15 protein-coding genes are annotated in these 13792 nt (G+C 69.8%); 5 read left to right on the top strand and 10 right to left on the bottom strand.

The genetic code is table 11. The features are described from left to right. Window positions 1–15 precede the first annotated feature (15 nt). Window positions 16–447, bottom strand: coding sequence for a tautomerase family protein (locus Dfulv_RS34750; protein ID WP_259858053.1), 432 nt, complete (start codon window positions 445–447; stop codon window positions 16–18). 100 nt (window positions 448–547) lie between these two features. Here Dfulv_RS34750 and Dfulv_RS34745 point away from each other — a divergent pair, with 100 nt between their 5' ends. Beyond that, on the top strand, window positions 548–1105 hold the full coding sequence (locus Dfulv_RS34745) for a TetR/AcrR family transcriptional regulator (RefSeq protein ID WP_259858052.1): 558 nt from the start codon (window positions 548–550) through the stop codon (window positions 1103–1105). Here Dfulv_RS34745 and Dfulv_RS34740 read toward each other — a convergent pair. The 3 genes from Dfulv_RS34740 to Dfulv_RS34730 form a co-directional block, all read right to left on the bottom strand. Beyond that, complete coding sequence (locus Dfulv_RS34740) at window positions 1004–1696, bottom strand: hypothetical protein (RefSeq protein WP_259858051.1); 693 nt, start codon at window positions 1694–1696, stop codon at window positions 1004–1006. The genes Dfulv_RS34745 and Dfulv_RS34740 overlap by 102 nt on opposite strands. A gap of 67 nt (window positions 1697–1763) precedes the next feature. Next, on the bottom strand, window positions 1764–2429 hold the full coding sequence (locus Dfulv_RS34735) for a response regulator (protein ID WP_259858050.1): 666 nt from the start codon (window positions 2427–2429) through the stop codon (window positions 1764–1766). Between the two features lie 67 nt (window positions 2430–2496). Continuing rightward, window positions 2497–3603 carry a sensor histidine kinase gene (locus tag Dfulv_RS34730; protein WP_259858049.1) on the bottom strand — a complete coding sequence of 369 codons (1107 nt, stop codon included), beginning with the start codon at window positions 3601–3603 and terminating at the stop codon, window positions 2497–2499. Between the two features lie 297 nt (window positions 3604–3900). Here Dfulv_RS34730 and Dfulv_RS34725 point away from each other — a divergent pair, with 297 nt between their 5' ends. From Dfulv_RS34725 to Dfulv_RS34715, 3 genes are all read left to right on the top strand, one after another. Then, window positions 3901–4107 carry a DUF7489 domain-containing protein gene (locus Dfulv_RS34725; protein WP_259858048.1) on the top strand — a complete coding sequence of 69 codons (207 nt, stop codon included), beginning with the start codon at window positions 3901–3903 and terminating at the stop codon, window positions 4105–4107. A 22-nt stretch (window positions 4108–4129) separates the two neighbouring features. Beyond that, window positions 4130–4297 (top strand): hypothetical protein, encoded by a 168-nt coding sequence (locus Dfulv_RS34720; protein ID WP_259858047.1) that lies wholly within the window; start codon window positions 4130–4132, stop codon window positions 4295–4297. A 71-nt stretch (window positions 4298–4368) separates the two neighbouring features. Further along, window positions 4369–4983 (top strand): TetR/AcrR family transcriptional regulator C-terminal domain-containing protein, encoded by a 615-nt coding sequence (locus tag Dfulv_RS34715; RefSeq protein WP_259858046.1) that lies wholly within the window; start codon window positions 4369–4371, stop codon window positions 4981–4983. 53 nt (window positions 4984–5036) lie between these two features. Here the strand turns inward: Dfulv_RS34715 and Dfulv_RS34710 are convergent, their stop codons facing one another. Continuing rightward, window positions 5037–6623: an alpha-amylase family glycosyl hydrolase gene (locus Dfulv_RS34710; protein ID WP_259858045.1), complete on the bottom strand. Its 1587-nt coding sequence runs from the start codon at window positions 6621–6623 to the stop codon at window positions 5037–5039. Between the two features lie 65 nt (window positions 6624–6688). Here Dfulv_RS34710 and Dfulv_RS34705 point away from each other — a divergent pair, with 65 nt between their 5' ends. Continuing rightward, entirely contained in the window at window positions 6689–8224 is a 1536-nt protein-coding gene (locus tag Dfulv_RS34705) for an MFS transporter (protein ID WP_259858044.1), read from the top strand. Between the two features lie 111 nt (window positions 8225–8335). On the opposite strand, the gene Dfulv_RS34700 is transcribed toward Dfulv_RS34705, so the two are convergent. Genes Dfulv_RS34700 through Dfulv_RS34680 form a run of 5 tightly spaced genes read right to left on the bottom strand, consistent with a single transcriptional unit; the run spans window position 8336 to window position 13755 of the window. Next, complete coding sequence (locus Dfulv_RS34700) at window positions 8336–8551, bottom strand: tautomerase family protein (RefSeq protein WP_259858043.1); 216 nt, start codon at window positions 8549–8551, stop codon at window positions 8336–8338. Between the two features lie 35 nt (window positions 8552–8586). Further along, window positions 8587–9711 carry a mandelate racemase/muconate lactonizing enzyme family protein gene (locus Dfulv_RS34695; protein ID WP_259858042.1) on the bottom strand — a complete coding sequence of 375 codons (1125 nt, stop codon included), beginning with the start codon at window positions 9709–9711 and terminating at the stop codon, window positions 8587–8589. Then, window positions 9708–11321 (bottom strand): phytoene desaturase family protein, encoded by a 1614-nt coding sequence (locus tag Dfulv_RS34690; protein ID WP_259858041.1) that lies wholly within the window; start codon window positions 11319–11321, stop codon window positions 9708–9710. The genes Dfulv_RS34695 and Dfulv_RS34690 overlap by 4 nt, the downstream gene beginning before the upstream one ends. Continuing rightward, window positions 11318–12517: a pyridoxal phosphate-dependent aminotransferase gene (locus Dfulv_RS34685; RefSeq protein ID WP_259858040.1), complete on the bottom strand. Its 1200-nt coding sequence runs from the start codon at window positions 12515–12517 to the stop codon at window positions 11318–11320. The genes Dfulv_RS34690 and Dfulv_RS34685 overlap by 4 nt, the downstream gene beginning before the upstream one ends. Further along, on the bottom strand, window positions 12517–13755 hold the full coding sequence (locus Dfulv_RS34680) for a metal-dependent hydrolase family protein (RefSeq protein ID WP_259858039.1): 1239 nt from the start codon (window positions 13753–13755) through the stop codon (window positions 12517–12519). Before Dfulv_RS34680 ends, Dfulv_RS34685 begins: the two co-directional genes overlap by 1 nt. Between the last annotated feature and the right edge of the window lie 37 nt (window positions 13756–13792).

Here is a 13792-nt window from a genome sequence, read left to right as displayed (position 1 = left end):
GGTGGTTGGGAGGGATCAGAACTGCTGGAGCTTGGCGATCTCAGCGCGGGCGGCCGCGACGAGTTCTTCGTTGAGGTGGGCGTGACCCCATAGGCCCCAGCCGCCCTCAGGCGCTTCAGTGAGGAGCACCCATGTGCGCTCAGTCAGAGACGGGTCGCCAGCAGACGCCGCGACGAGCTCGGTGAGTTTGGCGACGACAGTGATCTGCTTGTCGCGGTCGAGAGCGCCGGCGTTCGTCAGCACCTGCACCCGGACGTACGTGCTGTCGCCGTCAACGTTCGCCAGCGCCGAGGCCGGCAGCTCGTGCACGAAAGCGGCGGTGTTCTTGCGGAACATCGGGATGTTCGGAACGCCCTCGGCCTCCATGACGGCGGCGGCGAGGTCCTTGGCGAGCTGCGCGGTGTCGAGGAACGTCCCCTCCGCTGCGTACACGTCGATCATCGGCATCGGACGGCCTCCCAAGGGACAGTGATTCTGTATGACGTTCGGCATACTCTATGCAGAGTAGCATAGAGTTCGACTGGCACTCGGGGAAGAAGGTGGACTGTTGGCGAGCGACGTCCGGAGCCGCATGGCGCACAGCGCGCTGCGGCTCATTGCCGAGCGGGGAATCCAGGGAACGGCCATCGCTGACGTCCTGGAGCGGAGTGGCGCGCCGCGCGGGTCGGTGTATTACCACTTCCCCGGTGGCAAGGACGAGATGGTTATGGCCGCCATGGAATACATGGCAACCGACGCCCGCGCTCCTTTGCACGCGATGCGCGGGTCGGACGTGGGGGGCGTCATCACCGGATTCGTCAACCTGTGGCGGGGCGTCTTGCAGAAGAGTGACTACGCGGCCGGTTGTGCCGCCGCAGGAGTCACGGTCAGTGCCGAAACCGAGGAACTGCGCGCCGCTGCGCGAAAGGTCTTCGAGGTGTGGGTCGCCGACCTGACCGAGCTGTTCGTTGACGCCGGAGTCGAGAAAACCAAAGCTGCGGATCTCGCATGGATGCTCGAAGCATCAACCGAAGGTGCGGTCATCTTCGCCCGATCCGAGCGGAGCATGCGCGCACTCGACCTCGTCGAGAAGCAGCTTCTCGCGTTCGCGCAGACGCTGGCCTGATCGGATACCGCCGGGGGTGCTCGGCGGCATCTGACCCGGTCGGCGCATTGACCACCCGCGACGGCGCGGCGGGCGTGAGCCTCCGCCGCGCCGTCGTGTCCGGGCGTCAGCCGAGGCCCGGACCGCGGACATCGACATGACGGGCCCTTGCCGGGATCCGAGGTGCTGGGCGGTGGCGGCGCATCCGGACGCGCCCGGTTCAGCTGACCGCGCGGCGAGGACGGCGAGCTGGACGCCCTGTACGACGCGCAGCCACGCCGGGTCCTCGGCCGACACGAACAGCCAGCCCACGGCGACAAAACCCAGGACCGACACGATGCGGACCCGGCGGTAGGCGCGGTGCGCGCCGGCCAGCAGCTGGCGGGCCACCCACACGTACAGCCCGGCGACGATGAGGATCGGGATCGGCCGCGTCCACAGGGTCCGGGCGAGCGCGGCCGGGTCGGCGTGCGGGTGGCGGTTTTGTTGGTACGCCAGGACGTTGCCGCGGAAGATCAGGGTCAGCGCCGCGAAGGCCATGCCGAGCGCGAGACCGGCGACGAGCAGGCCGACGACGACACGAACGGCCCGGCGTTGCTGCGGTGTCATCATGACACCGACGCTAGGAACGCGGCGACGCGCGCACTTCCAACCGGCGACGGGCCCTGCGCCTACGACTTCAGCAGGAGGGCCGGGGCCGGACCAGGCCGAGGTCGTAGGCGAGCACGACGGCCTGGACCCGGTCGCGGACGCCGAGCTTACGCAGGATCGACGACACGTGGGTCTTGACCGTCGCCTCGGTCACGACCAGCCGCTCGGCGATCTCGGCGTTGGCGGCGCCGCGGGCCAGCAGCATCAGCACCTCCCGCTCCCGCTCGGTGAGCTGCTCCAGGGCGCCGGGCGTGGCCGGCGGCGTCACGTCGGTGGCCGCGAACCGGTCCAGCAGCCGCCGGGTCGCGCTCGGCGCGAGCAGGGCGTCGCCGCGGGCCACGACCCGGATCGCCTCGACGAGGTCGGCGGGGCGGACGTCCTTGAGCAGGAACCCGCTGGCGCCGGCCCGCAGCGCCGCGTAGAGCGCCTCGTCGAGGTCGTACGTCGTGAGAATGATGACCCGCGGGGCGCCGGGCCGCCCGGTCAGCCGCGCGGTGGCTTCGACGCCGTCGAGGCCGGGCATCCGCACGTCCATGAGAACCACGTCGGGCCGGGCCTGCTCGACCAGCCGGATCGCGTGCGCGCCGTCGGAGGCCTCGCCGACCACCTCGAGGTCGTCGCGGGCCTCGAGGATCATTCGGAAGCCGGAGCGCACCAGCGCCTGGTCGTCGGCGATCAGCACCCTGATCGTCATGCCGTCACCTCCGCTTGGCCACGGCCGCCGCCCGGGCCGGAACCGTGCCGCATTGTTCGCGCCCCGCTCATTGGGCCCGCTCCCTCGTCGGCAGCCACGCCGCCACCTCGAACCCGCCGCCGGGCGCCGGTCCGGTCCGCAGCGTGCCGCCGAGCAGCGCGGCGCGCTCCCGCATGCCGGGGATGCCCTGCCCGGAGCCGGTGCCGGAGCCGCCGCGGCCGTCGTCGCGCACCTCAACGTACACCTCGGAAGGCCCGCTGCGGATCACCACTTCGGCCTTGCCGGCGCCGGCGTGCCGCAGCGCGTTGGTGAGGGCCTCCTGGACGATCCGATACGCCGACAGTTGCACGGCCAGCGGCACGTCCGCGTCGTCGTCGTCCTCCCGGCGTACCGTCACGGGCAGCCCGGCGGCGCTCACCGTCTCTGCGAGCCGCTCGACGTCACCGAGGCCCGGCTGCGGTGGCGCCTGCGTCCCGGCGTCGCCCTCGTCGGCCCGCACGGTGCGCAGGAACCAGCGCAGCTCGGCGAGGGCCTGCCGCCCGGCCTGCTCGGTGCGTCGCAGCGCCTCGCGGGCCCGCGCCGGGTCGGCGTCGAACACGTCGTCGGCGGCGGCCGCCTGCACGACCATGACCGACACGGTGTGGGAGAGCACGTCGTGCAGCTCGCGCGCGATCCGGGCCCGCTCCTCGAGCACGGCCTGCCGCCGCTCGGCGAGCCGGCGCGCGCCGCGGGCCCGCACCAGCGCGCCCCAGCTCCAGGCGAGCACGACGCCGCCGAGCCACAGCCCGGCCATCGCCCAGCGCCCGCGCGCGACGGCCGGCCCGCAGGCGGCAAGCGCCGCGAGCCCCAGCCCCCAGAGCGTCTCGGCGGCGGGCCGCAGCCACGCGTACGTGCACAGCACGACGAACGCGAGGCCGGGCCCCAGGCCCGGGTACAACACCTGCAGCCCGGCGGCGGCCGCGAGCACGACGGCGGTCCCGAGCCGGGGCCGGACCTCGAGCCACCAGAAGCCGGCGGCCTGGGCGAGCACGAGCAGCGCCGCCGCGGCCCGCCCGGCGGCCCCGGCCACGACGAGCGGCGCGGGCGTGAGCAGCGGCGCCGACACGACCACGGCCCCCACGGCGGCGACGATCCGCCACCGCCGCGAGAAGCGTGCCGTGTAGCCGTCCCCCATGCCGCCGTACCCTACCCGCGCCGCCCTTCTCGGCCGGCCAGCGCAACCCGGAGACCGCCGTAAGCCGCGTACGACCTCAGGCTGGTCCGCCCCGGCCCTCATCCTAAAGTCGCAGACGCAAGACCCGTCGCGCGCCGGACGTGCCCGATCCCGCGGATTCCTACGGTTGGTACATGACTTCTCCACAGCGGTCACGCCACGCCGCCAGCCCGAACACGCGGTAGGCGAGGCACGACAGCGAGAGGCCGGAAGAGCGGGCTGCAGCCAGCATGTCGTGCACGTTCACAGGAGGATTCGATGACTACGAACGAGGACGCATGGAGCGGGACCGTCGCGAAGAAGTCGCGCGCACTGCTCGACGGCTCCAACCTCTACCGACGCCTGAACATTCGACTCGACGATGGAACACACGTGGACGTCAAGGTCGATCGGGACCTGTGGAACCAGCTCGAGGTAGGCGACCGACTCGTGAAAGAGGCAGGCGAAAAGCCACACCGCGCCTGACTGGCCGGGAAGGACCATGGCGATGCGCAACGTGGTGCTGTACGAGCTGATCTCCCTCGGCGGTGTGGCAGAAGAACCGGGAGAGGGCGAGTGGTTCGTCGACGAACTGGGCCTCGCCATCGTCAATCCCGGGGTTCGCCGCACCTACTCTGAGCTGCGAGATCAGCTTGGAAAAGGCTCAATCATCTAGAATCGGCGTGAGCGCTCCCACACGCGGACCGCCACCGCTCACACTCAACGCTGCGCTGCAGGAGGACCACCATGCCGCGGCCGACGATCCCGAAACTGTCGCTCGACGCTATCGTCGATGCGGCGATCGACCTCGCCGGTGAAACGGGTGACTTCACCATGGCGGAACTGGCGGCGAAGCTCGGGGTGCGGCAGTCGTCGCTCTACAACCATGTCGCCGGGCGGGACGCGGTGGTCGAGTTGATCCGGCAACGGACGCACGAGGAGATGGCGGTGCGGGTCGACACGCTCGCGGCGTGGCAGGACGTGGTCCGGGATGTGGCGCGGGCGCAGCGGGACACGCTTGCTCGTCACCCATGGCTGATCCAGCTGCTGGCGACGTCACCCGCGGAGCCAGGCGACGCGGCGTCGGGTGTGGAGAACCTGGCTACGGTGCTTTCGCGCGCCGGGTTCGCCGATCAGGATGTCATGCAGATCATCGCGGCCATCGACATCATTGTCATCGGAGGGAGCCTGGATCTGCTGTCGCCGGAGCAACTCTTCCCGCGGTCGGTTACCGACGGCACGAAGGAGTTGGCTCGCGCGGTGAGAGCCGCGCCTCGGGATGCGCCGCGTGCCGAGGTCGCCTTCGCGTTCACGCTTGATCTGTTCATCGAGGCGTTGGAAGGCAGGCTCGCGGCCCGCTGAGAAGGCGATGAGACCCGCGTGGGGTGCGCGGGCCTCTCGCAGGGGAGGTGGGATCAGGTGAGGCCGGTGAAGACGGCCGCCGTCTTCGCGGGCACCTGCCCGGTGACCTCGACGGCGCGGCTGGTCAGGATCGGCGCGCCGGCGCCGCCCGGCACGTCCACCGGGTGGTCGGAGAAGTTCGCCACGACCACGAGCGGGCCCGAGCGGTAGGTCCACTGGTCGTCGTCGACGCCGAGCTCGGTGTACTCCGCCGATCCGGCCAGGTGCCGGGCGTGCAGCGCGATGAGGGTGCGCACCAGGACGAGCACAGAGGCGGCGTCGCTCATCTCCCGCTCGACGTTCACATCTGCGTCGGGGTGCACCGGTAGCCACGGAGACCCGGTGGTGAAGCCACCGGCGGCGGACTCGTCCCAGCGCATCGGAGCTCGGGCGTTGTCCCGCGGCCACTGACCGTTGAGTTCCCCCTTCGTCAGCGGGTCCTGCTGCAGCTCGGTGGGGATGTCGCTGTCAAGCATGCCGAGCTCGTCGCCGTAGTAGAGCGCGTAGGTGCCCGGGAGGGTCGCGAGGATGACGTGCGCGACGCGCAGCAGATCCTCATCACCCTTGGCCCACCGGGTGCCCATGCGGGGCAGGTCATGGTTCGAGCCGGCCCACACCGTTGCGGACCCGGCCGGGAACGACCCGAAGGACTCGCGCACCACCTGGGCGAGCGCGCGGGGCTCGAACGGGGCGAAGATGAGCGGGAAGTTGAAGCCAAGCTGGAGCTGGTCGCCGTCGCCGTAGTACGGCGCCAGCTCGTCCACGCGGGACACCCAGGTCTCGCCGAGCAGCAGCCGCGGCGGGTCGTACTTCTCGGCCTCGATGCGCCAGTTCCGGTACACGCCGTGCGTCTCGGGCTGGTTGAAGTTGAACTTGTGCTCGATGCCGTAGCGGCCCTGCACCTCGGTGTTGTAGATGACCGCCTTGGGGTTCACCGGGTTGTCGCGCAGGAACTTGTCCTTGTAGAGGCCGTTCGCGACGTCGATGCGGAAGCCCGCGACACCGCGCTCGTACCAGAACTCCATGATCTGCCGGAACTCCTCGTGGACGCGGGGCTCCCACCAGTTCAGGTCGGGCTGGGCGGCGAGGAAGTTGTGGAAGTAGTACTGGCCGGTCGTCTCGTCCAGGGTCCAGGCGACCTCACCCGTGTCGTCGACCCAGTTGTTCGGCAGCGAACCGTCGGGCTTGGGGTCGGCCCAGACGTAGTAGGAGCGGTGCTCGGAGTCGCGGGAGCTGACGGCGTCGCGGAACCACGGGTGCGCCGAGCTGGTGTGGTTCGCGACGAGGTCCAGCATGACCTTCATACCCCGCGCCCCGGCGTCGCGGATCAGGCGGTCGAGCGTCTCGAGGTCGCCGAGGTCGTCCTGCACGTTCAGGTAGTCGGCGACGTCGTAGCCCCAGTCGTTGTTGGGGGAGGGCATCGTCGGGGACAGCCACAGGGCGTCGACGCCGAGCCATTGCAGGTAGTCGAGCCGACTGATGATGCCGGCGAGGTCGCCGTGACCGTCGCCGTTCGAGTCCTGAAAGGACCGCACGTAGATGTGATAGAGCGTGGCTCCGCGCCACCACTCCTTCGTTCCGGGCTGATCGTGAAGCGTCATGGCCGCATGGTCGGATGACCCATCGTCGATTTTCAACCACGAAACGAATCGCGTTCGTTTCGTGTTTGACAGCGGCGCTGGTGGGTCCCTTTACTCGACGCGAGTCATTCGCGGCCGTCGCGGGCTCTCAAGAACACGTAGGGGAATCATCGATGAGCCGAACGGCACGAGCCGAGTCGACGACGACGGCGGTCGCGCTCTCCTCCGAGGTGCGCATTCCCGGGCTGGGCGAGCGCCTCGCCTACGGGGCTGGCGACGTCGCCTCCAACCTGGTCTTCATCGCTGTCTCGGCGTTCCTGACCTTCTTTTACACGGACGTCGTCGGCATCGCCGCGGGCACCGTCGGAACGATCTTCCTTATCTCCCGGATTCTTGCCGCGCTCTTTGATCTCGCCGTCGGCATCGCGATGGAGAAGCTGTCCCTGCTGGGCGGGAAAGCCCTGCCGTGGCTGAAATGGCTCGGGGTGCCATTCGGGCTTTCCGTTGCTTTGATGTTCAGCGCTCCGGGCCTCGGCGAGACCGGAAAGATCGTCTACGCATTCCTAACTTTCAATCTGTGCGCCACGGTCATCTATTCGGCGATCAACATTCCCTACGGCGTCCTTGCCTCGCTCATGACGAAGGACCAGTACGGGCGGGCGCTGCTCAACACCTTCCGCATGGTCGGCTGCTACGTCGGGTCCATCGCGATCACGGCGGCCACGCTGCCGATGGTCAAGGCCTTCGGCGGCGGTTCGCTCGCGTGGACCTACACGTTCGCGATCGTCGGGGTGCTCGTCGCTGCGCTGTTCCTGGTCACGTACCGCTTCTGCAAGGAAGTGGTGGCACCCGCCCACGACGGCGAGGACACCGCAGAACTGCCGCGTCGCCAGCCGGTCAAGGTCGGGGCGACGCTCCGGTCGCTGCTCGGCAACCGGCACTGGGTGATCCTGCTCGCGTTCGGCGTTGTGCTGAACATCCTGCTGTCTCTGCCCGCGGTCTCGATGTACTACGCCAAGTACATCCTGCGCGACGAGTCGATCGCGACCGGCGTCCTGACGCTGCGCATGGTGGCGGAACTGTGCGGGGTGCTGCTTGCGGTGCCCGTGGTGCGCCGCTGGGGCAAGCGCAACGCCTGCTTGGTGGCCTGCGTGGCGATCGTCGCCGGACAGCTCGTCGTCGCCGGCTCCCCGCTGCAGCTCCCCGTCGTCATGGCTGGCCAGGCGGTCGCCGGCCTCGGTGCCGGCGCGATTCTCGGCTCGATCTTCGCCATGATCGGCGACGTCATCGAGCACGAGGAGTGGCGCAGCCACGTGCGCGCCGACGGCATGGTCTACAGCGGCATCTCCGTCGGGCAGAAGATCGGCGCCGGCCTGGGCAGCACGATCATCGGCGCGGTGCTCTCGCTCAGCGGATATGCCCCGAACGGCGTTGGCGGCGCCCAGCCGGACTCGGCGCTCTCGGCGATGAGCTTCCTGTTCATCTGGCTGCCCGCCATCGCCGCCGTTGTCATGGCGCTGCTGCTGATCGGCTACACGCTTGACAAGCGGTACGCGAGCATTGTCGCCGAGCTCGCGGAGCGGCGCGCTGACACCAGTGCGGGCGACCTTCCGCGCGACTGACCGGGAACGCCGTCGCCCCCGGAGCAACAGGAGCTCCGGGGGCGAGGTCGGTGTAGGCGTAGCCGCCGTCGATGTCAGGACGGCATGGTTTGCATAGCGGTGCCGTGTGGGTTACGGCGTGCCAAACGGCACGGCCTCACCCGCAGCGTCGGAACGTAGCACACCGCCGACCGCGCTGTGGTGCCGTTCGGTCTCCACGATCTGCACGCGGACGCCGGCCGGGTCGACGCTGAGGCTCTCGGCCACGGCGTCGGTGACGAGTCGCACGAGGTCGCGTTTCTGCTGCGGGGTGCGGCCAGAGAACATCTCGACTTTGACAGTAGGCATGGCGGTTCCTTTCGTTCGTTGGGGCGGTTGTGGGGCTACACCCGCTTGCGCATGTCCAGGGCGTCGATCGCGTCCAGGTCGATCTCGATGCCGAGTCCGGGCCCGTTCGGGACGGTGAGCACCCCGTCCCGGATGGGCATCCCGTCACCGGTGATCTGCTGGGCGTACTTGCGCGGGCCCATCAGGTACGAGGGGTAGGCCAGCTGCGGCACGCAGGCGGCCAGATGCGCGCCGGCTGCGGCGGCGATGCCCAGTTCGACCACGCTGCCCACCATCGCGCTGAGCCCGTGCGCGAGGGCGGACCGGGCGGCGTCCAGCGCGGCCGCCGGTCCGCCCAGCTTGCAGATCCCGATGGTGGCCACGGCGGCGGCATGGGTGCCGGCGGTGTAGACAGCATCCACATCGGACAGGATGCCCTCGTCGGCGGCGACGTCGATGCCGTACCGCTCGCCGTAGATCCGGGTGACTTCGCGCATACCGGTGGGATCGCGTGCTGGCAGCGGTTGTTCCACGAGCCGCACGCCTAACTCGGCCAGGCGCGGACCGGCCCGCAGTGCCTCCGATCGGCTCCATAGCCCGTTGACGTCGATGATCAGCGCGGTCGCCGGGCCGAGTGCGGCCCGGGCTGTGGCCAGCCGGTCCAGGTCGGCGGCCAGCTCGCCTGGTCCGACGTAGAGCTTGAGGGTGTCGAACTCCGCGGCCTGCCGGGTGGCCGTCTCGACCATGACCTCTGGCCGTTCGTCCCAGCCCACGCTGCCGTGCAGCGGCAGGGTTTCGCGATACCGCCCGCCGAGGATCGCCCAGATCGGGCTGCCGGCGGCCTTGCCGGTGAGGTCCAGCAGCGCGGTCTCCAGCGCGGCCCGGGTGAAGGTGAAACCGACCAGGCGCCGGTCGAGCAGACTCACCGTGGTGCGCCAGGAGCGCGGATCGCGCCCGCGCAGGAACGGTTCGACCCGCTCGGAGAGCACTGAGACCACCGACTCCCGGGTCTCCGCGGTCAACTGGGGCACCGGGCATGCCTCACCCCAGCCCACGAGGCCCTCGTCGGTCTCTACCCGGACCAGGACGTTGGACGATCTCTCCCGGACCACGTGCCCGAACTTGAACGGCTCTTTCAATCGCGCGTCCAGCGGGATGGCATCGATCTTAGTGATCTTCACTTGCTCGCTTCTCCGTCATTCCCGGCGAGATCGGCCAGCACCGCCATGCTCGCGTTGCGGCCCGGCACCCCGGTCACCGAGCCGCCCGGCCAGCTGCCGGCGCCACATAGGTATAGGCCCCGCACCGGGGTGCGGTAGTCGGCCATCCCCGGCAGCGGGCGGAAGGAGAACATTTGGGCTGGGAGCGTGTCGCCGTGGGTGATGTTCCCCCGTAGCAGCCCGTACTCCGACTCCAGATCCACCGGTGACCAGAACCGGACGTCCGTGATGATCTCCTTCAGATTCGGTATGTATTCGGACAGCACATCGATGCAGCGCATCCCGAACCGGCCCCGCTCCTGCTCCCATGTCGTCCCGACCAGGTCGTACGGCGCGTGGAAGACGTTCACGCTCATTACGTGTCTGCCCTCCGGGGTGACGCTCGGGTCGGACACCGATGGGGTTAGGCCCCACAGCATCGGGCCGTGCGACGGGCGCCCGTACTTTGCGTCGTCGAAGGCCCGTTCCATGTACTCCAGCGACGGGGCGATCCGGAACTGGCAGCCGGCCAACAGTTCGGCCTCCGTGTCGTCGGCGGCCATCGCGAACCGGGGGATCCCGTCCAACGCGAGTCCCACCTTGAACGCCGAGCCGCGCAGCGGCAGCCGGGCCGCCCGGTTGCGCACCTCGTCGGGTAGCGCGTCCGGGGGCAGCAGGTCCAGCAGGGTGGTCATCGGGTTCACATTGGACAGCACGATCCGGGCGCGGAACTCGTCGCCCGAGGTGGTGACGGCGGCTCGGACGCGACCCTCCTCGGTGACCAGTTGGGCCACCCGCGCGCCCAGCCGCAACTGGCCGCCGGCGGCGGTGAACGCGCGGGTCATCGCCACCGCGATCGCCCCCATGCCGCCGATTGGGATGCCAGTCGAACCGCGCAGCACCTGCCGGCGCGGGTCGTCTACGCCGATCGTGGCCGCGGAGCGCACCGACAGCGGTCGGGCCAACAGCCGCATCACGGTGCCGGGGGACTGCGGTCCGGCCAGGTTGGCCACGATGGCCACGCTGGCGATGAGCGCCTTGACCTCGTCGGACTCGAACCACTCGTCCAGCAGGTCCTGGATGCTGCCGAACATGATCTTGGACAGCATCTCCTCGCCGCGCGCGTCGGCGATGTCGCCGATCACGGTGGCGAACGGCGGGGGCGCCTCGAAGATGTTGGCCCGCAGCCGGGCCGCGAACTCCTCCAGGTAGGCGAAGAACGGGTAGTACCGCTCGGCGTCGCGGCGGGAGAACTTGGCGATCTGGTCGAGGCTGCGCCCCCGGTCGCGCCACCCGACGAACCCGGTCCCGCCGGGGAACGGGTAGGTCAGCGACGGATCGGGCCGTACGAACCGCAGCCCGAAGTCGGCCAGGCCCAGCTCCGCCACGATGCGCGGCTCCAACGACCCCGGACTGTTGGTGATTGAGGCGGTGTAGCCGGGGAAGTACTCCACCGGTGCGGTCAGCCCGCCGGCGATGTCGCGCTGCTCCAGGATGACCGTGCGCAGCCCGGCCTTGGCCAGGTAGGCGCCGGCGACCAGTCCATTGTGGCCACCGCCGATGATCGCCACGTCGTACTCGCCCCCGCTCATCGGGCCTCCGGCGGCTCGCGCAGCAGCGACAGGGCGGCGGTCAGCCGGCGCAGTGCTTCGCCCAGCTCGGTCTCCTCGGCCACGAGCGTGATCCGCAGCCGGCCCGGCGAACCGAACAGGGTGCCGGGCATGACCAGGACTCGTGCCTCCCGCTTCAGGTACTGCACCAGGTCCAGGTCGGTCTCGATGGGCGTGCCGGCCAGGTCGCGGCCACCGAGGTATGCGGTGCAGTCGGCGAACGCGTACATCCCGGCGGCCGCTGGCAGCACCCGCAGGTGCGTGCCGGCGTTCAGCGTGGAGCGGGTCAGCTCGGCCGCGGCCCGGTACCGCTGGACCGTCTCGGTCAACGAGTCCTGTGGCCCGGTGAGCGCGGCGATCGCCGCATGCTGGCTGATCGAACTGGCACACGAGGTGGTGATGAACTGGAGCCGGGCGAGGTGGCCGATGAGCTCCGGCGGGCCGAGGGCCCAGCCGATCCGGTAGCCGGTCATCCCGTACGCTTTCGACACCCCGCTGACCACCACCGTGCGCTCGCGGGCTCGAGGGCTGACCGAGGCTAGGCAGGGCGCTGTCGTGCCATCGAAGGTGAGCTGCTCGTACACCTGGTCGCTGATGACGTTCACCGCCGGGTGGTCGGCCAGCAGGGTATCGAGCGCGGCGAGTTCGGCCCGGCTGTAGACCGTGCCGGTCGGATTGTTCGGGCTGTTCAGCATGATCCACACAGTCCGCGGCGTCAGCGCCGCGCCGATCTGCGCCACGGGCAGTCGGTAGTCGCCGTCGGGCCCGTCGACCACCACGGGCCTCCCGCCCGCCAGCAGCACCATCTGGTAGTAGACCGGGTAGTACGGGGCGAGCAGCAGCACCTCGTCGCCGTCGCCGACGGTGGCGAGCAGCGTGTTGATGATCATCTGCTTCGAGCCGTTGCCGACACAGACGTGATCTGGGTCGTAGTCCACACCGTGCCGGTCGGACACCTGCGCCGCGACCGCCTCGCGCAGCGCCCGGATCCCGGTGACCGGCGTGTACCCGGTGTGGCCGTCGGCCGCCGCCCGCGCGGTCGCCGCCGCGACGTGGGCCGGGACCGGCGACCGAGGGTCGCCGGGGCCAAGGTTGATCGTGCCGGCTGCCCGGCTGAACAGCTCGGGATAGCGGTCCACCGTGGTGAACAGCCCTTCGGCTCGTGGAGCGAAGCGCATCAGACGATGTCACCCCCCGCGCAGGTCGCGATCAGGGCGGACGGGCGGATTGTCACGCCGTCGCGGACCACCAGCTCGATCGAGTCGTCGCAGGCGGACAGGTCGGCCAGCGGGTCGCGGCCGAGCACCACCAGGTCGGCGAGCATGCCGTCGGCCAGGATGCCGATGTCTGGTACGTCGATGATCTGCGCGGCGTCCCGGGTGGCCGCGGCGAGCGCCTGCTCGGGGGTGCGGCCAGCCTCGACCATGTGCACCATCTCCCGGCCCATCTTGCCGACCACGTCGGTGCCCACGCCCAGCCGCACGCCGGCCTTGACGGCCCGGACCAGGCTCGCCATCCGCAGCTCGATGCTCTTCTTGGCGTTGTCCTGCATCCACTGTGGCCGGCCGTGCCGCTCGCCCTCGTACGCCACCGAGTAGGAGTCGTCGATGGTGGGCACCAGCGCCACGTCTCTTTCGGCGAGCAGGTCCGCGCATTCGTCGTCGAGGAACGCGGCGTGCTCGATGGTGTCCACACCGGCCAGGACACTCGCCTTGATCGCGGCCGGCGGCTGGGCGTGCGAGGCTACCCGCAGCCCGAACCGGTGCGCCTCCTCGACCACCGCGCGCAGCTCCTCATCAGACAGTTGCTGCGCCCACGGGTTCTCGCGGCGCATGGCGACCACGCCGCCGCTGGCGCATACCTTGATCACGTCGGCGCCCCGCTTGTGCTGTAACCGCGCCAGGTGTCGCATGGCGTCTGCCCCGTCACCCTCCGCGCACAGCGGTTGTCCGTGCCCACCGGTTGCGGAGATCATCTGTCCACACGCCACGACCCTCGGCCCGATGAACTGGCCCATGTCGATGATGTCCCGGATCACGATGTTGGTGGCGTCCTTGGAGCCGAGGTCGCGCAGGGTGGTCACGCCGGAGGCGAGGGCGAGCAGGGCGTTGCGGATCGCGCGGGGGACCAGGGTCACGGTAGGACCACTGACCCGGTCGTGCATGCTGCCACGTACGTTGTGCATGTCCAGGTGTTCATGCAGATTGATCAGACCGGGGATGACGTACCGGCCGGGCAGGTCGAGGACCTGCTCGGGGTGCGCGTCGGCCCAGCTTGTCAGCTCCGCCGGCAGTTGTCCGTCGGGGTGCACCCCGCCCAGCCGGTTGCCCCGCAGAACGACCGTGGCCCGGTCGACCACGCCCTGGTCGGTCATGGTGATCGCGGTGACGCCCCGGATGACCTTGGTGACTTCCATCGAAATGGACCAACCTTCCTGTGTGACTGCTCGATAC

Origin of the sequence: Dactylosporangium fulvum, from assembly GCF_025137375.1 — a bacterium.
GTDB classification, from domain to species: domain Bacteria; phylum Actinomycetota; class Actinomycetes; order Mycobacteriales; family Micromonosporaceae; genus Dactylosporangium; species Dactylosporangium fulvum.
The sequence above is the reverse complement of the archived record's forward strand: the minus strand, read 5'-3'. Positions and strand labels throughout refer to the sequence as shown.